Below are 19,719 nucleotides of genomic sequence, written 5' to 3' on the forward strand. Positions count from 1 at the left end.
TTTCTACCTCCAAGTTTAATAAAAAATAAGCTGATGCAACTATGATCGAATCCGGCTCTGCAGCGTTTGAACAAAGCTGGAAAGCGGCAGCGTTTCCTGTTCTCCGGTAGCCATCGTCTTCACGGTGATTTCACCGCGTGCAAGCTCGTCGTCTCCCAGAATGGCTACATAGGTCGCATGATACCGGTCGGCCGATTTCATCTTCGCCTTGATCTTGCGGCCGAGGTAATCCTTCTCCGCCGCCAGACCGGCAAGGCGCAAGCTTTGCAGCAGCTTGACACACTCCTTCTCCGCCGCATCGCCCAGACCGATGACATACACGTCCAGCGGTTTCGCCGCCGGAATGTCAATCCCCTGCGCCTGCAGCACAAGCAGGATGCGCTCTATCCCGAGACCCAACCCCACGCCAGGCTGGTCGCTTCCCCCGATCTGTCCCACGAGACCGTTGTAACGTCCTCCTCCTCCGATCGTATCGATCGCGCCGATCCCCGCCGCTTTGTATTCAAAGGCAGTATGCGTATAGTAATCCAATCCTCTGACAAGCCGCGGATTAATGCGGAACGGGATATCCATCGCCTGGAGATGGTCCTGCACCGCCTGAAAATGCGCCGAACATTCTTCATCCAGATGCTCCAGAATGGTCGGAGCGCCTTCACAGTACTTTTGATCGATTTTGCAATCGAGAATGCGCATAGGGTTGCGGTCGTAACGGGATTGGCAATCTTTGCAGAGCTGATCCTTCACCGGAGCGAAAAATCTCTGCACGTGCTCGCGGTAGACCTCCCTCACCGCAGGATTGCCGACGGAGTTGATCTCCACGGTCACGTCTTTGAGCCCCAGTTCCTTGTAAAAGGTGAACCCAAGCGCGATGACCTCCGCATCCAGCCCGGGATCCACAGAGCCGAATGCCTCGATGCCGAACTGGTGGAACTGGCGGTAGCGCCCCGCCTGCGGCTGTTCATACCGGAACATCGGCCCGATATAATACAGCTTGCTGATATCCGGTTCGCCGTAAAGCTTATTTTCGACGTAAGAGCGAACGACACCGGCCGTTCCTTCAGGACGAAGCGAGATGCTGCGGTCGCCCTTGTCCAAAAACGTATACATTTCTTTTTCGACAATATCCGTCGTTTCCCCTACCCCGCGCTTGAACAGCTCGGTATGCTCAAAAATCGGCGTACGGATTTCACGGTAATTGAAACGCAGACACAGCTCTCTGGCCTTGGACTCGATATACTGCCATTTCTCGATCTCGCCGGGGAGTAGATCTTGCGTACCTTTCGGTTTTTGAATACTCATCTATCGACCGCTCCTTTCTTTATCGACCACAAGAAAACGCCTTTCTATAATAAAAAACTCCCGCCCCTGAATTTGATTCAGGGACGAGAGATTCACCAACCGTTTGATCTCCCGCGGTGCCACCCACGATTTGAACGAATCCTGCGGCGCATGGCCTTACGGCAGCCTGGCCCACAAGCTCCATTCACACTTCAGCAGCGGATAACGCCCGCCTGCGCAAGAACGGCTACTGTCCGAATAAGATTCCTGCAGCCAAGGTACGTTTTTCCGCTGCTCTTATTCCGGTGTTCCCCGCTTGTCCTCCGGGAGGTCTGTTCGTCCGATTCGCATAAGGAAGCTTGCAGCCGCGGCTTCCCTCTCTGACTATGCAAGATTCGAAGTACTTTGTCCCTTCAACGGATCATGGAATATGACTCAATCGACTACGTTATATTCTAATCATGAAGATTTCCAAAGTCAAGCCAAAACTAACTCTGTATCGAACGAATTCGACAAGTTATTTCAAATCCTTTACGGCATTGTACACATCCCTGATCATCAAGTAAGTGTCACCGTTCGTAAGCTCCTGTTTATTCGCAATGGCCTCGACCGTTTCCGGCTTCAGGAAGCCTCTGCTTTGCAGAACTTCAACCGCGTTTTCCCGGGTGGCATCCACCTTGAGCATCAGAGCAACCATATATGCCGCTTGCTCGATGGAAACCGGCAGATTTTTCGGATCCGTGTCTTTTCCTAAAGCAGCCGAAGGGCTGCCGGACAGCGTCTCCGGCTTGAATTTGCGCATACCCTCCAGCATATTCGCCACCCTTTGCTGGTTGCTTTTGTCGTCCAGGGCAAAATTGTTATCATACCCGCCGGTAGCAAGCCCCAGCGAAACCGCAACCTTCAGTCCGTCATACGCTTTGTGCTCCATGAAGGGCTGCGGCTTGATGCTGAAAGGCTGAAGCACCATGCCTTGGTTGTTCAACGTTTCCTGCAGCAGCGTGATCGCATCTTTATTCGCAGCCATTTGCCGGAACGTGAGTCCCTTTTCTTTGGCAATCTTCACTGCGGCTCCCGCTGCTTCACCGGTAGCCATCCCGACAGGAATCACGCGGGCCGTACCGTGCGGAAGCGTATCGAAGCTTGCCGAGCGTCCGACGACCAGCAATCCGTCCACCTTGAGCGGAACGATGCTGCGGAAAGGAACGGCATACTGCTGCGGTACGGTTACCACAGCTCCGGTATCCGCAGGCGACATGCGCTGGATATCAACCGGATAGGAGCCGAAGGCGATCCGGTCCCATTGATCGCGGTTCTCCAGCACGTCAATGATGCTCAGCCTGTATTCTCCCTGAATATGCCTCGTCTCACGAACATACAGCTCAGGGGCAGTCGCGTCCAGCTCGATGCCGGCAAACTCGGGATACTTCTTTTTCATATAATCAACGATATGCGGAAGCTCTTCCTTGCCAAGTTGAAACGCTTCTTCCTTCGATTTCGGATCCGTGCCGTCGATTCCAAAAATTTGCAATGCGTTGATCAGCATCGTACCGTCGTTCTGCCTGCCGATATTGAGCCCGCGCATCGCGACCCGTTCCTTGTTCATCGGCGGGTAATCCTTCATATCCTTGTAACCCCAAGCGCTCATTTCGTTGATGCCCGTTCCGGGATCATTGTCGTTTTGCAGCCGCTGCGCCATCTTCTGCCAAACCTCAGGCGTGATATTTTTCAAACGGAACACAAGCGTAACGGCCATGCGCGACTTTTGATCGCCCAAATCCTCCCGGCCCGTGGTGTAAGGTACGCCGGCTGCCGCGGCCATATCCGCATCCTGGGTCGCATCGATCAGAGCCTTGGTCTGAACCGTTTTGACGGTGCCGTCAGCCAAGGTGATCTTCAATCCTGTGACGGTAGACGTCGATCCCGACTCGCTGACTACCGGCTCCATCTCTTTCACCTTGAGCAGCACATCCACGTTCTTCTCATTGGCCACAAGCTCATTGAAGGCGTTTGCCGCCGTAATCACATCAAAAGAATCGCCTTCGATTTTGGCATACCACTCTGCAAAAATACCTTTATTCAAAATCTCTCTTTTATGAAGCACCCCTTTATCGGGCTCATAATTCATATCAAGGCTGTTCAGCCAACCCAGGGACATCAAACCACCGAGAATTTCCCGGTTGTGCCCATCGACAAGCAGTGTTTTCAACCCGTTGCGGGATGCGGAAACCGCTGCTGCAACACCTTCAGGATCCGTGCCGGCCACAATGACGTCATAACTGTCTTTAGGAACCTCCACCGTTTTCACATCAGTAAGCTTTTGGGGTACGCCTGTACGGCCTTCGTACGCCTTCGTGCTTTCCGATTTCCACCAATACAAACCGCTGGCTCCTGCCGCAATCAACACCATCAGCGCCAGTAACAAAACATATCCTTTTGCGCTGCCGCCATTGGAAATTCTCGCTTTTACCGCCATACAACACCTCTTAATCATGTAATAAAGAAAATGTAAGTTCCAAATTATGCCTCGGAAGTCAGCCATAGGGGGACAGACAGTGCGTTTATACGTAAACGGGCGCAAATGGTTTCAAAAAATTACACCTTTTTCACCGCAACATCGTAAGCTTCATTCAAAAGTCGAATTTTTTTGCCGATATATTCCTTATAGGCCTGATTATAGACAGACGGCTCTTTCGGATTTGGGAAACGCTCGATACGCTGCTCGAAGCCGTCCTCGTGTGCTACCTTGGGAAACAACACCTTGCTTACCGCTCCGCAGCCAAGCCCGATAATGGTCTGCCGCTCTTCCATCATCAAAATATTGTACAAGCTTTCAAAGCCCTCCAAAGAATAACCTACATTTTCTTGGTTGCCGAGAATATTTTTTTGCCGATACATGTAATACGGCTTATAACCGTTACGCTCCGTCCACTCCGAAGCAGCCCGGATCATTTCAGTAATCTCGTCTCGCTTGGCCACCTCATAATCGTCCTTGTTCTTGGTCATCCGGGAAGCGCGCTTGAACGACAGCGTGTGCACCGTAAGCGACTCCGGCATCAGCTTCGCCGTTTCATCCAACGTCCGCTGCAGCTCATTCATTCCTTCATTGGGCAGCCCGATAATCAGATCCATATTGATGTTGTTCATGCCGAGCTTACGGGCCAGCTTGAAGGTGTCAATCGTTTCTGTCACGGTGTGATGACGCCCGATCGTGTCCAGTGTCGCCTGGGTGAAGCTCTGCGGGTTGATACTGATCCGGTTTACCTTCCAGCGCTTCATCACCTCGATCTTGTCCTCGGTAATCGTATCGGGACGTCCCGCCTCGACGGTCAGTTCACGCACTTTATCAATCGCGGGAAACGCTTCATGCATCGCAACGAACAACGCGTCCATCTGCTCGGCGGTAATGCTCGTCGGAGTGCCCCCGCCCCAATATATCGTAGTGATCGCAACACCGGCTTCGCGCATCCAGCGTCCCATTTCGTGAATTTCATAGTGCAGCCCCTCCAGAAAAGCTTCGACAGATCCGTTGCTGCCCCGGATGTCATAAGCCGGAAAAGTGCAGTAAGCGCATTTGGTCGGGCAAAAAGGGATGCCGATATAAATGCTCACCTCGCGTTCCAGACGGAACAAATCCGGAATCACCCTAAGCTGACGTTCGGCAATGCCTGCAAGCAGTTCCACCTTAGCCTCCGAAACCAAATATTCGTCACGCAGGATCTGCTTGCAGCTCTCGATGCTTTTGGTCATCATCATGTTGTGCATCAGCTTTGTAGGTCTAACGCCGGTAAGCGTCCCCCAGGCCTGTTCCATCCCCGTATAATCGCCAAGCACTTTCAGGAGGCCATAGCCGATGGCCCGCTTCACGGAACGTTTAACCCCTTCGTCACCGGACTTTATCGCCCGGCTGTGCCGGTTTTCATAGGTTTGTCCGCCGATTCTGTCGACCATCCGAACGTAGGCCGTCATCATCCCGTCCGACGTATCCGCTTGCACCTGGATGAGCATGTGCAGCCGCGCATCGGACGCAGGCTCGTATACCGCCTCGACTTCATCAAAGAACAGCTTACAGATATGGAATATCTCCGTCGTCTGCCCTTCAAAGCCAATCCGTTCAAATTCGATCTTCATCCATCATCCCCCTGCCATGATGAAATATTGACAAAACAAAAGCCCCATCCGGAGCCCTTTTTCGTTTGCTTTAGTTCTGGAATACGCCCGCGGTTTCGAAGGGTTAGCGGGAAGTTTTGCGCATGGTCCGCTTAAGCTGCTCGCTTACGGAAGAAAAGGCTGAGCCCGCTTCGCCATCAGCAAGCCCGGAAGGCAGCAGCGCAGCCGCTTCTTCCGTACGTCCAGAACCCAAACTCAATTGGAGCTCGGGCAATAACATCCGTTGTTCTTTTGGAGATCGGTACATGGTATGGAGTCAGCTCCTTATTAGATACGAATCGGCAACATCTACGCCATGTCCCCATTTTCCCCAAAACCTTACGGACTTATCCTTCCTGCCCGGCAAAGCGCGGTTAGGCTTGCCTGCTTTCCACAATCAAAGTCACCGGCCCGTCATTCACGAGCGATACATCCATCCTCGCTCCAAAGCGTCCTGTTTCCACCTGAAGCCCCCGCTCCCGCAGCAAATCGTTAAACCGGTCGTACAGCGGCTCGGCGTGTTCGGGACGCGCAGCTCCCATAAAATTCGGGCGGCGTCCTTTGCGGCAGTCCCCGTAAAGGGTAAATTGCGAAATCGAAAGCACCTGCCCTCCCGTCTCCAGCACGGAAAGATTCATCCTGCCGGCCTGATCGTCAAAAATACGCAATCCGGCCACTTTCTCCGCGATATAGGCGGCATCCTGTTCGGTATCGCCGTCGGCAATTCCGACGAGCAGCACCAGCCCGTGAGAAATCTTGCCCACGGTTTGGCCGTCCACGGTTACCGCGGCGTTCTTGCTGCGCTGCAATACGACTCTCATGTATCAACAATCTCCGTTTCCTATCGTAGTAGATCGCGGGTCAAGCCTGCATAATGCGCTGAACCGAGTATACATCCTTGATCCGCTTGATTTTCTCGACAACCGAATGCAAATGATCAATGTTCTTGATCAGGATCGTCATGTGGATCATCACCATCTTGTTCTTGTCCGAGCGCCCGGATACGGCGGATATCGTCGTTTTGCTCTCGGACACGACCTGCAGCACTTCGTTGAGCAAGCCGCGCCGGTCATGGCCGGTAATTTCAATCTCCACGTTATAGTTGGCTTCGACATCCTCCACCCACTCGACCTCAATCACGCGGTTTCCTTCATCGCTGAACTCGGGTGAAGGAATATTCGTACAGTCATCCCTATGGACGGAGACCCCGCGGCCGCGGGTAATATATCCGATAATCCTGTCGCCCGGAACCGGATTACAGCAGCGGGCAAAACGGACAAGCAGGTTGTCCACGCCCTTGACCCGAACTCCGTTCGTCGGACGGCCTTTGCGCTCCTTCTCCGCAGGAGCTTTCATCTCCTTGACTTCGGAGGTGAGCAGCGCTTGCTGCTGCGCTTCCTGGGCCTCTTTGCGGATCTTCTCCGTCAAGCGCGTAACGATTTGCGCCGCCGTAATCCCGCCGAAGCCGACAGCAGACAGCATATCCTCTACTTCCTGGAAGTTGAATTTGTGGGCAACCTCCAGCATCTCATCGTCTTTCATCAGCGCGGATGGCTCCAAACCAAGCCGCTTCAGCTCGCGTTCGATCATCTCCCGGCCCTTTAAGACATTTTCCTCACGCCGCTCCTTCTTAAACCATTGGCGGATTTTCGAGCGCGCATGAGACGATTGGGCCAGCTTTACCCAGTCCTGACTCGGGCCGTACGAATGCTTGGAGGTGAGAATTTCCACAATGTCGCCTGTTTTAAGCTTATGATCCAGAGGCACAATTCTTCCGTTCACCTTGGCACCGATCGTCCGGTTGCCGACCTCCGTATGGATCCGGTAAGCAAAATCCAGCGGTACGGATCCCGCGGGCAGCTCGATGACTTCCCCTTTCGGCGTGAAAACGAAAACCAAATCGGAGAAAAAGTCCATTTTGAGCGATTCTACAAACTCCTGGGCATCCTGCGTCTCGTTTTGCAGCTCAATAATCTCACGAATAAAATGCATTTTATCTTCATAGCTGCCCGACGGTACGTTTGTGCCCTCCTTATACGCCCAGTGAGCCGCAACCCCGTATTCGGACGTACGGTGCATTTCGAATGTACGGATCTGCACCTCCAACGGTTCGCCTTTGGGGCCAATGACCGTCGTGTGCAGCGACTGGTACATGTTCGGCTTCGGCATCGCGATATAGTCTTTAAACCGGCCCGGCATCGGCTTCCAGAGCGTATGAATAATGCCTAGCGTCGCATAACAGTCCTTAATATTGTCCACGATGATCCGCAGAGCAAGCAAATCGTAGATCTCGTTGAACTGCTTGTTTTTTACGGTCATTTTTTTATAAATGCTGTAGATGTGCTTCGGCCGGCCGGAAATATCTCCATCGATCCCCATCTCATGCAGTTTGTCGCGTACCGTGGAAATCACGTCATTGATATATTGTTCCCGTTCGGCCCTCTTCTTCTGCATCAGGTTGACGATCCGATAGTACTGCTGCGGATTCAAGTAGCGCAGTGCGATGTCTTCCATCTCCCACTTGATCGCCGATATGCCGAGCCGGTGCGCGATCGGGCAAAAAATCTCCAGCGTTTCGTCGGCAATGCGCCGCTGCGCTTCCTCCGACTGATGCTTCAGCGTACGCATGTTATGCAGCCTGTCCGCCAGCTTGATCAAGATGACGCGAATATCCTGAGCCATGGCGACGAACATCTTGCGATAATTTTCATTCTGATGCTCTTCCTTGCTTTTGAACTTGATCTTCTCCAGCTTGGTCAGCCCGTCAACGATCATCGCACATGTCGCGCCGAACTTCTCATGTACAACTTCCAAAGAAACGGTCGTATCCTCCACCACGTCATGAAGCAGTGCGGCAATCACCGAAGTCGTATCCATCTGCATATTGACGAGAATGTCAGCCACCGCGAGCGGATGCAAAATATAGGGCTCCCCGGATTTGCGCACCTGCCCGTAATGGGCCTGATCGGCAAACTCGTAAGCCTCGCGTATCCGGTTCAAATCATACTCTTTTAAATATGTGGATGCCTTCTCAAGAAGCTGCTCTATCCCCATCCGTCCATCCATTCCCTTAAATTGATTTTAATCCATTATGCCCTTGGAATAGGCTCTCCGTCAAGAAAATACGGGACAAACCGACATTTTGCGCGCCAAATAGAACCAGCTTAGCCGTTTTCTCTTAAACGCAAGCGATTTCAATGGCAATGAAGGCCATGCATCCTGCTTTTTTTCGGGCACAAAAAAACAGCTCACTGTCTTCTGACGGTGCGCTGTCTGCCGTTTGGGTCAAAGCTCTTTTATCGCCTCGGTCACCAGGGTACGACGCTCTTCGATATATTTGCGAATGAACTGCATTTCCCCGTCAAACACATGAATAGGCCATTTCCTTACCGGCTCCCATTTCATATAAGGCTTGATTTGGTTATGCATGGATTCGGCAGCCGGAAGAATCCGGGATACGGTAAACTCGGTTTGCAGCAGCTTGACCAACAGCCGTTTGTATTTCCTGCGTACTTCAGCATATTGCAGCAGCTTGCGTGTCAGCCGATTATAGCCCGTAATTCGTACCAAATCACTGCCGCAAGGCTTTCCGTAACAGTTGCGGCCCCATGTTCCCTCATAATCCCATGGAATCATCCTGTATTTTTGCGCAGCCCTATGACGATATATCGCATAGTTTTGTTCGAATCCGTCGTAATTCCCCGTCAGCACAGCTCCGGCAAGCCATCGCAGATAATTATCGATATCGATTCTGCGATACAGATAAGCCTTCAGTTCATGGGCGCCTTTCGTTGTATTCAGCCGATGGATGAACCTTTTCAGCTTCCGCCTGTCCGCAGGGTTGCCCATGATTTGCTGATAGCCCGAGAACAGCTCCGCCTTCCTCCGTTTCGATCCGGGCTTTAGCAGATCGAAATTCGCATGATCGTTCACCGCATAAAAGAGCGATTGAACAGAGATTCCCCGCTTGCGAAAGAACGACCGGTCCACCCCCTCGATTTCGAGGTAAACGCCTAAGCACACCCCGTTAACAAAAAGCAAGCAGTGCTTCGTCGCCGGGCCCGGAACACCAATCCAATTGAAAAACCGGAAAGAAAGCGCATTGCGAATCAGGGAGGGATCGTCATATTCCGCGTTGTAATGATACGTTTTGCCTCCGCGTATTACCTCGTACGAACGCTTCGGGTACTCCCGCGTATGTCCGCCCCGATAACGGATTTGTATGTTCGCCTTGTTCCCGCCCGCCGTCATGACCGCTTGAACATACCGGTCGCTCCATACATTCTTTTGCAGCTGCTTCAGCTGCTGACTTCCGATCACAATATGCTTTGCCGGCAATTCCCCAGCCATCCTTTAGTTCCGCCTTTCCTTGGGAAAGACAAAAAACCTATTCGTAAGGAATAGGCTTTTTGTGCTGCTTTAGGATATTCGCCCTGAAGAACTTCTGCCACGGCATCTGTCACGCCCGGCGCGATTTCAAGGATGGCGAATGGATGGACACGCTGTTTATATCAATATTGCACCAGCGAGAGCACTTCGATGCCCTCCAGCTTCTCTCTTCCCTTCAACTCCAGCAGTTCAATCAGAAAAGCCGCGCCGACAACTTCGCCGCCAAGCTGCTTGACCAGATTTATCGAAGTCGCGATTGTGCCGCCCGTAGCGAGAAGATCGTCTGCAATCAGCACTTTTTGTCCCGGCGCAATGGCATCTTTATGCATGGACAATTTGTCTTTGCCATATTCAAGTGCATAATCCGCCTCGATCGTTTCACCCGGCAGCTTTCCGCTTTTGCGGATCGGGATAAAGCCTACGCCCAGCGCCACGGCCAAAGGAGCTCCAATGACAAATCCGCGCGCTTCCGGGCCGGCAATACAATCGATCTGAACGCCTTCCAGACGTCTTGTCATTTCGGCGATCACTTCCCTGTATACCTTTCCGTCCTTTAGCAAAGTGGTAATATCCTTAAAGCTGATCCCCGGCTGAGGAAAGTCCTCAATCACTCGAATATGTTCCTTGAAATTCATATGATTCCCTCCAACATGGTTTGGGTTTGCTTATGCCGGGCAAAGAGCCTTGACAGCAGTTCCTTTGCTGACGAGTACATCAGTTCCTGCTCCACATCCTGCCGCTTCATCCGGCTTTGATAAAGTAAAGAAGCGGTCAAATCCTTCTTCTCCGTTGACTCAATGATCCTATAGCCGTCACCCAGAGATTCCATCAAGTCCAATTCTGTAAATACATCCAATATGAAACGGGTCAGCGGAAGCGGCACTCCGGAACGCCTGGCTGTCCATTCTGCGCTCGCGGGTTTCGGCTTCAATGCCATGACCGCGCCGTAAACCGATTTAAACATATCCCGGCCGGGTAAGATCCCGGATTGCTTATCTTCTTCCGTGCCGCCGAAAGCGGCGTAATACCGTTGAACCGATGCGGCCTCCGCCGCCAGAGCGTCAAGCTGCTCCATTCGTTCCGGCAGCGAATACAGCATCACATCGTGGGCCTCGGATAATGCGTTGTCCTTGGCGGCCTCATTGCACGGACGGAACTGGCCGTGCAATGAGGCACACCAGAGAGCAAAGCCGGCTCCGGACAGTTTCAGGTTAGGGGGCGGTTCCGGACCGAACACCACCACGGCCGGCGGCCGTCCAGATCCCTGAGGGTGCCGTTTAAGCCGTCCGCACAGCTCCGACAGCTTCCGGTCAGGCCTTGGCGTCCCGCGCCAATCAAACAATTGGACGCGATGAACCCCCAAGTCTTGAATCATGATCTGAGGCCGCTGCACCCCGTTCCATTCGTTGACGGACAGCTCGCCAAGAACGTCGATGGAGGCGGTTGGGGAAATCCATTCAGCCAGCCGCCCTTTGCCGAAGCCGACGGCATCTACAGCAGCGGCCGTCTCGTTTCTTGCGCACTGCAAGGACAGCTTCAAGTGCTGCTGTTCTTTCCCTATCGTACGCATATCTTTTAGCGCCAGTTCCTTGAATACGAACCGGGGTGAAGGATTGCCCATGCCAAACGGACCGAGCAGCTCCAATTGGCGGATGCTTTCCAGATCGACCTCGCTAAATTCACAAAGCATGTCCGCATGCATCACGGGAATAAAATCCTCCGGAGCGAGCCACTCCATCGCCAATGCCGACATTCGCCGCGCAAGCTCAGGCAGATGCTCCCGCGCCAGCGTCATTCCGGCAGCCATTTGGTGGCCCCCGTAATGCTCCATCAGATCCTGGCAATGGGTAAGCGCCCGGTACATATCGAACCCGGCTATCGAACGTGCAGAGCCTTTCGCCATCCCCGTTTCTTTGTCGATCCCCAGTATGATTGTCGGAAGGTAATATTTGTCGACGATTTTCGAAGCAACAATACCGATGACGCCGACATTCCAATCCTCCTGGGCAAGCACAATCGCCTTGGGGAGTTCTCCGTCCACGCTGCGCTGCTCTTCGACCATCGCAACGGCCTGTTTTGCCATCTCGTCCACGATGCGCTGCCGTTCTTTGTTCAACTGGTCCAATTCAACCGCAAGTTCTTCCGCTTCCTGCTCGCTGGTCGCCGTAAGCAGTCTTACGGACGTATCCGCACTGAGCAGACGCCCGCTTGCATTAATGCGCGGAGCAAGAGCAAAACCGATATGAGTGGAATTTACGTCCTTCAGCGGGATTCCCGCCACACGAAAAAGCGCCCGGATACCAAAATTCGCAGTCTGCCGCATCCGCTCCAGTCCTTGCTTGACAATGATGCGGTTTTCTTCCGTCAGCGGCATCAAATCAGCTACTGTCCCAATCGCCGCAAATTCCAGCAGCTCTTCCGGCCAACGTCCCAAGACCGCTTGCGCCAGCTTCAGCGCCACGCCCACGCCTGCAAGCTGCTTGAACGGATAAGGACACCCGGGCTTCTTGGGATTGATGATAGCATACGCCGGCGGCAGCACATCCGGCGGTTCGTGATGGTCGGTGACCACCACATCAAGACCAATCGAATTGGCATATGCAATTTGCTCCACAGCGCTGATCCCGGTATCCACGGTTACGATCAGCTTGACTCCCTGCTCTTTAGCCGCGTCCAACGCGGCGATATTCAGTCCATATCCTTCATAGATCCGATGGGGTATGTAATAGTCAAAGCGGCAGTTCATTTGTCGCAGCAGATGAACCATCAGTGTCGTGCTGCTTACTCCGTCCGCGTCGTAATCACCGTACACACGGATCTTCTCGCCGGACTCCATGGCCCGGCGAATACGTTTTACAGCATCGGCCATACCATCTAAAAGGAACGGATCATGGGTCTGATCCGTTCCTCCATGTAAAAATCGGGCGGCATGTCCGATATCCGTCAAGCCTCGTACCGCAAGCAGACGGGCAATGAGCGGCGAAACATTCAATGCTTGGGAAAGCGCATCTGCCGCTTTTGGATCTACGCTGCCGATACTCCATCTGGCTTTTGTTGGTAGCATGCCTTCCCTCCCATCATTTAGTGAAGCAGTGTAGGCATTTCGTCGGCCTGCAAGTCATGATTTTTGTATGGATATCCGGGATCGTACGGGCTCACATGAACAAAAACGTCAGATACATGAATAAAACGCTTCATCAGTGTAAATTTGATAATCTTCGCGATATCGTGGCCTTCCTGAATGCTGATTCGGGGGTTTACGCTGATTTTGATCTCGACGATGACGTAATGGCCGTGTTCCCTTGCGCGCAAATCATCGATCGTGATGACTCCCTTCACGCGCTGAACCGTATCAAGCATCTCCGCCGAATCCTCTTGATGCAGCTCATGGCCGTGCTTGTCATGTAACGATTCTATCAGAAGTTGATATCCCGTGCGAACGATAAGCCCCCCAATGACCAGCCCGGCCAGCGGATCAAGATAATAAAGCGCAGTATTTCCCAGGTAATAGCCAAGCAGCGCACCCGAGACACCGATAAACGCGGCAATGGAGGCATACAAATCAGAGCGGTGCTTGCTTGCGCCGGAGGTTCGTTCATGTCCGGAAAGCTTTTTGTCCCTCCGGTATTTAAATTGAAACAGTGCTTCCTTAACCGCAATAGAGATAACGATAATGATCAGAGCGAAGGCCTCAGGCGCCTTGTCGACACCGTAATAAACCGATTTTATGGAAGAAATACCCGTTTCCAGGCCCAAAATAAGCAGCAGTACCGCGATCAGGATTGACCCTTTCGATATGGCTTTGATCTGCCCGTAATCAAGGTCTCCATCCGAAAACCTTTTGGCGGCGGGGCGTAAACCCGCGATGGAGCTGAATGCATCCGATGCGGAATGGAGCGCGTCCGCAATCAACGCTTTACTTTGTGACAAATATCCTGCCGTGCCCTTCAAGACCGCCAAGGCGAGATGGCCTGCTATACCGATCCGCACGTGGGCGGCCGCTTGTTTGCTTCGTTCTTCCGTCATGGGGCCACTCCTCCATGATATTGATAGAAAGGCCGCCGAAACTCGCCGTTTCGCGCGGCCGCGCTTGCTAAACCGCTTAAGCTGCGGCTTTCTTGTTAGCACCTAACGTCTTGGATTTCAATACCAGCCAGATCGGGCTTGCGATAATGATGGAAGAATACATACCGCTTATAAGCCCGATAATCATGGCAAGCGAGAAAAGGCGAATGGATTCGCTTCCCATAACGAACAGCAGCACCGCCGCAATCAGGACGGTCAGCACCGTATTGATAGAACGAGTCATCGTTTGCCAAATACTGCGGTTAACGATCTGGGACAAATCGTCAAAGGTCTTCACCTTGGCAAACCGCATGTTTTCACGAATTCGATCGAAAATAACGATCGTATCGTTAATAGAGTAACCGATAACGGTCAGTACGGCCGCGACAAACGGCAAATTGACCTCTAACTGGAAAATGGAGAATATAGCTATGACCATAAACGCATCATGAAGCAGTGCGGCGATCGCTCCAACAGCAAAACGCCATTCAAAACGAATGCTTACATAAAGCATAATCCCCAAGCTGGCAATCAATACCGCATAAATAGCTTTCAGCGCCAGTTCTTTGGCTAATTCCGTATCCACCGTGTTTTCTTCCTTGGAAATTTGATCCCCGAATGCCGTTTTGAAGCTGGCCTCGATCTGATCGATTTCCTGGGTAGTGAGCACCTTATCGAAACGCAGCGTGACCCGGTCCCCGGCCGCTCCTCCAACAACGGGGGGTGTCGCTGTCTCCAGACCGGCGCTTCTGACGAGTTCAACAGCTTGCGACTGCTGAATCGCCTTGCCTCCCGTTGAGATATCAAGCGTCGTACCCGCTTTGAAATCGACCCCGAGGTTCAAACCGAATATCAGCATCATAACGATTCCGATGACGGTGATGGCTATTGAGATGCCAAAAAATTTCCTGCGGTGCTTCATTAAATCATATTTGGCGTTATAGAGCATTGATTTCGGACTCCTTTACCCCAAAATAAGCTGGTTTTTTTACAATGTTGCTGCGTACGAGAAGGGTTAACAGCCATCTTGAGAAGAAGACGTTCGTCAATACGCTCACCAAAATGGTAAAAATCAGTGTCAGTGCAAACCCTTGAATCGCGCCCGTTCCAAGGAAATAAAGTACAGCTCCGGCAAGAATTGTCGTAAGATTGGCATCCAGTATGGTACGGAACGAGTGACGGGAGCCCGCTTTCAGCGAGGACATAATGCTCTTGCCGCTGCGCAGTTCTTCCCTGATCCGCTCATAGGTAATAATGTTGGCGTCCACCGCCATTCCGACCCCCAGAACAAATGCGGCGATGCCCGGAAGCGTCAATGTGGCCTTCATCAGGTAGGTGACAAGCAGCATTAACCAGATAAAAGTCACGATGGTGATGGATGCAACCAATCCGGGCACCCGGTAATACACGATCATGAACAAAACGATCAATATGGATGCGATGATGCTCGCTTTAACGGTTTGCTGCAGCGACAGCTGACCAAGCGATGCCCCGACGGATTGCGTATACTTTTCCGTAAGCTTTAGCGGAAGCGCGCCGAGGTTGATCGTGTCGGCAATTTTCTTTGCTTCTTCGTACGTGTAGTTGCCGCTGATCGTGGCCGTGCCGTCCGTCAGTACCTGGCGTACGATCGGAGCCGATAGCTCCACCTCGTCCAAATAGATCGCAAGCGGCTTCCCAAGCAGCTTCTGCGTCACCTGACGAAATTTCTCGGGATCTTTTACTTTAATATTAACGAGCGGTCTGTTCGCCTCGTCGAAGCCGAGTTTGGCGGCACCGACTTCAAAGTCGCTTCCGACCATTTCCTTGGTGCCATCCGGACCGCGGAAAGACAGCTCCGCAGGCTTCTTCAATATCTCCCGGACCTCGGCTTCATTCTCAATACCGGCGAGCCGCACACGAATCCGGTCTTTTCCCTCCGTAGTCACTTCTGGCTCGCTTACCTTCTGAGCGTTTGCCCTCTGTTCGATGCTCCGGGCGGTTTCAAGCAGCGACTCCTTGGTCACCTGCTGTCCCGGTTCAACCGGTTCGGCAACGTACAGGATTTCAAAACCGCCTTTTAAGTCAAGACCCAACTTTATATTGCTTACAAGATGAGGACTCGTCCAAATGGCTGCAGCGAAGACGATCGCTACACTCACGAAAAACGCCACGATTCTTTTGATGTCCATAGCTATCTCCTTCCAAACTCAATATTCCTATTATACCTACCTGCGAAAATCGAGTCAATTTAAGGAGAGCTGTAGCAGATAGGGGGAGCAGTGCAAAAAAAGAAGCCCATTTATCATCGAAAATGGGCGTTGTCCTTATATATGCTCATCGTCATCCAATTCATAAATTGCGTCACTTTGAGAGACAGGATATCGTTCACGATCCGGTGCAGCGGCGGGATGCCGGTCTTGTTGTATTTGTCGCTTACGCATTCCCAAATTTCCTGGCCGGTCACATGCTCGTAACCGAGCATACGGAATTCCTGAGCTTTACTGCGGCATAGATCTTCAATCACCCGGTTCAATTCCTCGTCTTCCCCGGTTCCTTCTTCTCCGGTACCGGAGCTGCTCGCATCTGATTCTTCCTTTTCTGCTTCCGCGTCTTCGGACGACGGCCGTTTTGTATCGTGCTCCGCCATTTCTTGCTCCCCGGCTTCCGCTCCGGCTGCGGCCGCCATGTAATGAAGCTCCATATAAGGCACCATGCTTTCGGCCTTCCTTTCGGAAGCCGAATCCGCCGCTTCCTCCGGACCTTGTTCATCCGGTTTCGGGTCTATGCCGCTATGACCCGGCTTCCATTCGTCTTTATCCATCCAGCATCCCTCCCGCATGCGAAGCCTTGTCTTAACTACCTATTCGCTGCCGCCGTTCGTTTTCCTGCCGCCGCCGGTATTTCCGCACTCAGAAAAATTGTTGCATGCGCAAGGACAGGTTATGCATATCCATTTAGTAACACCAGGGTCCAAGCCCATGGGAAAGAAAGAAGGTCATTCCCTTGACAAAACAATCGTTTATCAAAGGTACGCTCATATTGCTTGCAGCCGGTATCATTAACCGTATCCTGGGGTTTATTCCGCGGATAGCCCTTCCCAGGGTCATAGGTCCCGAAGGCATCGGTCTCTATCAAATGGGCTGGCCATTCCTCGTGGTTATACTTACCGTCGTAACGGGCGGGATCCCGATTGCGGTGGCCAAGCTGGTCGCCGCCGCCGAAGCGGAAGGAAACGAGGCGCGTGCCAAAAGCATATTTCGCTTGGCCCTTGCCGTGGCTCTCTTACTCGGCATCCTGTTTACGGCAGTGATCTTCTTTGGCGCGCGCTGGATCACCGACCACCTGTTTACCGACCCGCGCGTATACTTTACGTTCCTGTGCATGACGCCAATCGTTCTCTTTGTCGCTGTATCCTCTGTCTTTCGCGGATATTTTCAAGGACGCCAAGATATGATTCCGACAGCGCTCTCTCAAGTCATGGAAACCATCGTTCGGATCATAACCGTTCTGGCCTTCGCTTATTGGATGCTTCCTTACGGGATCGAATACGCCGCTGCCGGAGCGATGGTCGGGGTGGTGGCGGGAGAAATTTGCGCCCTGCTCGTCCTGATCCTGTATTACCGCCAGAGCCGCAAGCAGCGCACGCCCCGCGGACAAATCGGTTCCCACCGCTCGCTTTCACGTATCGCCAATCTGAAGCAGATCTTTAAGCTGGCTGTCCCCATCACCGGGAGCAAGCTGGTGGGCTCGGGTTCATACTTTCTGGAATCAGTTCTGATCGTCCAAAGCCTGGCCATGGCCGGTATCGCCACAGGGCTCGCGACAGCGCAATACGGAGCGCTGCAAGGGATGGTCATTCCCGTACTCATGCTGCCGAGCGCCCTTACTTTCTCGCTTGCCGTATCGCTGGTGCCGTCGTTATCGGAAGCCGCCGCCAAAAACGATATGCTCACCATTCATATGCGGCTGCACCAATCGCTAAAGCTCGCTTTGGTAACGGGCGCCCCCTTCGCGGTATTAATGTACGTTCTGGCCGAACCGATATGCTTATATATGTACGGTCAGCCCGGAGTCGGTTCCATGCTGAAGATGATGGCCCCGGCTGCCCTGTTCATTTACTTCCAGGCCCCACTTCAGGCCGCCTTGCAGGCGCTCGAAAGACCCGGAAGCGCTCTAATGAATACGCTCATCGGGTCAGCAGTCAAGCTGTCGCTGATCTATTTTCTGGCCAGCCGTCCTGAATACGGAATCTTGGGTGCCGTCATTGCCATTACGGTCAATATTATGCTCGTTACAACCCTGCACTGGCACAGCATCGTACGGCTTCTGCATTTCCGGATGCAGCTTTCCGATTTCATAAAAGCAGCCTTCTGCATGGCGGGCACGGCATTCGCAAGTCACACCGTCATGCAATCGAATTGGATCTCAGATGGTTTTGCCCGCTTTTTTGCCGCATGTATCATCGGTATGATCATCTATCTGCTTTTGGCCATCCTGGTGAGGCTCATCGACCGAAATGATTTGTTCCGTGTCATCTGGCTCGGCAAAAGGTTCGTAAAGTAAAGCTGTACGCCGCATTTTATTTTTTTTTATCGATAAACCATTTGCCCCGATGATCGATCGAGCAAAAAAATACTTCTTTAAAATCCTTTACCCCTAGAGACTGCAGCTCATGCTTCAGCCAAAACCTTGTTTTTCCCAGCTTCTGAAGACTCTCGTCCTGCACTTTTCCATCCATGATCAGCGGAAGCGGCAGGCCTTCATAACGAATGGATGCCTGTCCTGTCGAGGAGCGATCCAGATGATCTTTCTTTTCCGAGATCGTCAGCTTGCCCGAAGGCTCCAGAACGGCAAATTCCACATCGGCCACGTTCATCACCTTATTCTCACGAAGCTGAAGCAGCAGATCGTCAAGATTGTAACGCTGCTTGCGCATCTCTTCACGGTTCAGCTTGCCGCCGTCAATGATGGCCGACGGCTTGCCTTCAAACCACCGGCGTAATTTCTCGCTTTTCAATGAAATATACGCAATGAGAAGCTGGACAGCCACGAGCGTCACCATGGGAAGAATCCCTTCCAGCATCGGCTTGTTCAAGTCCTCCAGCACGAACACGGCAATCTCCGCGATCATAATGGAAATGACAAGGTCGAAAACAGACAGCTTGCCTATTTCCCTTTTCCCCATAATCCGCATCATCAAGAACACGATCAGATAGACCAAGACTGTTCGAACAAATAATGTCCATATCTCCATTGGCTCTTCCTCCCGGTTACTCTTCAGGGAATATTTTGACCTTGGCCGCTGCTTGTCATGCGGGAGAATTGTTGGTAATTGCCTGAGGAACCTGTACTATTTTCTGGTACATGCCCATACAATGGGAGTGAAGCAGCGAGCTTGCGGTGCAGCGCCTCTTGTCCCGGCGAGCAGGAGCGAGCTTGCAGCCCTGAACCATACTTCAGGGGATCACGGATCGGATTAGGAGGAATGAGGTGACTATGAAAAAATCACCCTTGTTATCCGGATTAACGTATGCTGTCGGTGTTATGCTGATCGGCACGCTGATCGCCTCGCTCATCTTGCTCGCAACCGATATTCCGGAAGACTCTTGGCGCAAAACAACCTGGATGATTCATAGTTTGGCCATGCTGATCGGAGGGATGGTATCCGGAAAGCGAAGCGGCAGCAGAGGCTGGTATCAAGGCATACTGCTCGGAGCCTTGTACGTCGCCGTGGTTTGGCTGGTCGGCTTTTTGGCTTATGACTCGGGACTTACAAAGGACACGTTGATTTTGGCGGGATTGGCGGTGCCGTCCGGAGCCATCGGCGGTATGATCGGGGTGAATTTGAAACGGTGA

16 protein-coding genes are annotated in these 19,719 nt (G+C 52.5%); 2 read left to right on the top strand and 14 right to left on the bottom strand.

Annotated elements, in window-relative coordinates; all coding sequences use genetic code 11:
- Positions 1–39: 39 nt before the first annotated feature.
- From hisS to IJ22_RS27060, 13 genes are all read right to left on the bottom strand, one after another.
- Positions 40–1,299, bottom strand: a complete 1,260-nt coding sequence (hisS, locus tag IJ22_RS13670) for a histidine--tRNA ligase (RefSeq protein ID WP_062409219.1) — start codon at positions 1,297–1,299, stop codon at positions 40–42.
- Between the two features lie 496 nt (positions 1,300–1,795).
- On the bottom strand, positions 1,796–3,754 hold the full coding sequence (locus IJ22_RS13675; protein ID WP_062409220.1) for an FAD-dependent oxidoreductase: 1,959 nt from the start codon (positions 3,752–3,754) through the stop codon (positions 1,796–1,798).
- 119 nt (positions 3,755–3,873) lie between these two features.
- The gene (locus IJ22_RS13680; RefSeq protein ID WP_062409221.1) at positions 3,874–5,409 is read right to left on the bottom strand and encodes a coproporphyrinogen III oxidase; all 1,536 of its coding nucleotides are present in this window, start codon (positions 5,407–5,409) and stop codon (positions 3,874–3,876) included.
- Between the two features lie 103 nt (positions 5,410–5,512).
- Positions 5,513–5,695 carry a hypothetical protein gene (locus IJ22_RS13685; RefSeq protein WP_054819007.1) on the bottom strand — a complete coding sequence of 61 codons (183 nt, stop codon included), beginning with the start codon at positions 5,693–5,695 and terminating at the stop codon, positions 5,513–5,515.
- Between the two features lie 106 nt (positions 5,696–5,801).
- A complete protein-coding gene (gene dtd / locus IJ22_RS13690; protein WP_062409222.1) occupies positions 5,802–6,248 on the bottom strand; it encodes a D-aminoacyl-tRNA deacylase in 447 nt (148 codons plus the stop codon).
- A gap of 40 nt (positions 6,249–6,288) precedes the next feature.
- Positions 6,289–8,481 carry a RelA/SpoT family protein gene (locus tag IJ22_RS13695; RefSeq protein WP_062409223.1) on the bottom strand — a complete coding sequence of 731 codons (2,193 nt, stop codon included), beginning with the start codon at positions 8,479–8,481 and terminating at the stop codon, positions 6,289–6,291.
- A 231-nt stretch (positions 8,482–8,712) separates the two neighbouring features.
- Positions 8,713–9,777 (bottom strand): CotH kinase family protein, encoded by a 1,065-nt coding sequence (locus tag IJ22_RS13700; protein WP_054819008.1) that lies wholly within the window; start codon positions 9,775–9,777, stop codon positions 8,713–8,715.
- Positions 9,778–9,938: 161 nt separating this feature from the next.
- On the bottom strand, positions 9,939–10,451 hold the full coding sequence (locus tag IJ22_RS13705) for an adenine phosphoribosyltransferase (protein ID WP_062409224.1): 513 nt from the start codon (positions 10,449–10,451) through the stop codon (positions 9,939–9,941).
- Positions 10,448–12,880 (bottom strand): single-stranded-DNA-specific exonuclease RecJ, encoded by a 2,433-nt coding sequence (recJ, locus tag IJ22_RS13710; protein WP_062409225.1) that lies wholly within the window; start codon positions 12,878–12,880, stop codon positions 10,448–10,450. The genes IJ22_RS13705 and recJ overlap by 4 nt, the downstream gene beginning before the upstream one ends.
- Positions 12,881–12,897: 17 nt before the next feature.
- Positions 12,898–13,842 carry a cation diffusion facilitator family transporter gene (locus IJ22_RS13715; protein WP_054819010.1) on the bottom strand — a complete coding sequence of 315 codons (945 nt, stop codon included), beginning with the start codon at positions 13,840–13,842 and terminating at the stop codon, positions 12,898–12,900.
- Between the two features lie 76 nt (positions 13,843–13,918).
- A complete protein-coding gene (gene secF, locus IJ22_RS25775; protein ID WP_082660809.1) occupies positions 13,919–14,830 on the bottom strand; it encodes a protein translocase subunit SecF in 912 nt (303 codons plus the stop codon).
- Positions 14,820–16,052, bottom strand: a complete 1,233-nt coding sequence (gene secD / locus IJ22_RS25780) for a protein translocase subunit SecD (protein ID WP_082660810.1) — start codon at positions 16,050–16,052, stop codon at positions 14,820–14,822. Before secD ends, secF begins: the two co-directional genes overlap by 11 nt.
- Positions 16,053–16,165: 113 nt before the next feature.
- Positions 16,166–16,684 (bottom strand): post-transcriptional regulator, encoded by a 519-nt coding sequence (locus IJ22_RS27060; RefSeq protein ID WP_335338475.1) that lies wholly within the window; start codon positions 16,682–16,684, stop codon positions 16,166–16,168.
- Between the two features lie 182 nt (positions 16,685–16,866).
- On the opposite strand from IJ22_RS27060, the gene spoVB reads away from it, so the two are divergent.
- On the top strand, positions 16,867–18,426 hold the full coding sequence (spoVB, locus tag IJ22_RS13730) for a stage V sporulation protein B (RefSeq protein WP_062409226.1): 1,560 nt from the start codon (positions 16,867–16,869) through the stop codon (positions 18,424–18,426).
- 16 nt (positions 18,427–18,442) lie between these two features.
- Here the strand turns inward: spoVB and IJ22_RS13735 are convergent, their stop codons facing one another.
- Entirely contained in the window at positions 18,443–19,117 is a 675-nt protein-coding gene (locus IJ22_RS13735; protein ID WP_062409227.1) for a DUF421 domain-containing protein, read from the bottom strand.
- A 242-nt stretch (positions 19,118–19,359) separates the two neighbouring features.
- Between IJ22_RS13735 and IJ22_RS13740 the strand changes: the two genes are divergently transcribed.
- Positions 19,360–19,719: a TIGR04086 family membrane protein gene (locus IJ22_RS13740; protein WP_062409228.1), complete on the top strand. Its 360-nt coding sequence runs from the start codon at positions 19,360–19,362 to the stop codon at positions 19,717–19,719.

The organism is Paenibacillus naphthalenovorans, assembly GCF_001465255.1.
In the GTDB taxonomy this organism is placed as follows: domain Bacteria; phylum Bacillota; class Bacilli; order Paenibacillales; family NBRC-103111; genus Paenibacillus_G; species Paenibacillus_G naphthalenovorans.

What these genes read in the sequence shown, in the direction of transcription:
- IJ22_RS27060 (WP_335338475.1), bottom strand. Translation starts at nt 16,684, where the DNA reads ATGGATAAAGACGAATGGAAGCCGGGTCATAGCGGCATAGACCCGAAA.
- IJ22_RS13700 (WP_054819008.1), bottom strand. Translation starts at nt 9,777, where the DNA reads ATGGCTGGGGAATTGCCGGCAAAGCATATTGTGATCGGAAGTCAGCAG.
- dtd (WP_062409222.1), bottom strand. Translation starts at nt 6,248, where the DNA reads ATGAGAGTCGTATTGCAGCGCAGCAAGAACGCCGCGGTAACCGTGGAC.
- IJ22_RS13715 (WP_054819010.1), bottom strand. Translation starts at nt 13,842, where the DNA reads ATGACGGAAGAACGAAGCAAACAAGCGGCCGCCCACGTGCGGATCGGT.
- IJ22_RS13740 (WP_062409228.1), top strand. Translation starts at nt 19,360, where the DNA reads ATGAAAAAATCACCCTTGTTATCCGGATTAACGTATGCTGTCGGTGTT.
- recJ (WP_062409225.1), bottom strand. Translation starts at nt 12,880, where the DNA reads ATGCTACCAACAAAAGCCAGATGGAGTATCGGCAGCGTAGATCCAAAA.
- IJ22_RS13675 (WP_062409220.1), bottom strand. Translation starts at nt 3,754, where the DNA reads ATGGCGGTAAAAGCGAGAATTTCCAATGGCGGCAGCGCAAAAGGATAT.
- hisS (WP_062409219.1), bottom strand. Translation starts at nt 1,299, where the DNA reads ATGAGTATTCAAAAACCGAAAGGTACGCAAGATCTACTCCCCGGCGAG.
- IJ22_RS13705 (WP_062409224.1), bottom strand. Translation starts at nt 10,451, where the DNA reads ATGAATTTCAAGGAACATATTCGAGTGATTGAGGACTTTCCTCAGCCG.
- secF (WP_082660809.1), bottom strand. Translation starts at nt 14,830, where the DNA reads ATGCTCTATAACGCCAAATATGATTTAATGAAGCACCGCAGGAAATTT.
- secD (WP_082660810.1), bottom strand. Translation starts at nt 16,052, where the DNA reads ATGGACATCAAAAGAATCGTGGCGTTTTTCGTGAGTGTAGCGATCGTC.
- IJ22_RS13695 (WP_062409223.1), bottom strand. Translation starts at nt 8,481, where the DNA reads ATGGGGATAGAGCAGCTTCTTGAGAAGGCATCCACATATTTAAAAGAG.
- IJ22_RS13680 (WP_062409221.1), bottom strand. Translation starts at nt 5,409, where the DNA reads ATGAAGATCGAATTTGAACGGATTGGCTTTGAAGGGCAGACGACGGAG.
- IJ22_RS13685 (WP_054819007.1), bottom strand. Translation starts at nt 5,695, where the DNA reads ATGTACCGATCTCCAAAAGAACAACGGATGTTATTGCCCGAGCTCCAA.
- IJ22_RS13735 (WP_062409227.1), bottom strand. Translation starts at nt 19,117, where the DNA reads ATGGAGATATGGACATTATTTGTTCGAACAGTCTTGGTCTATCTGATC.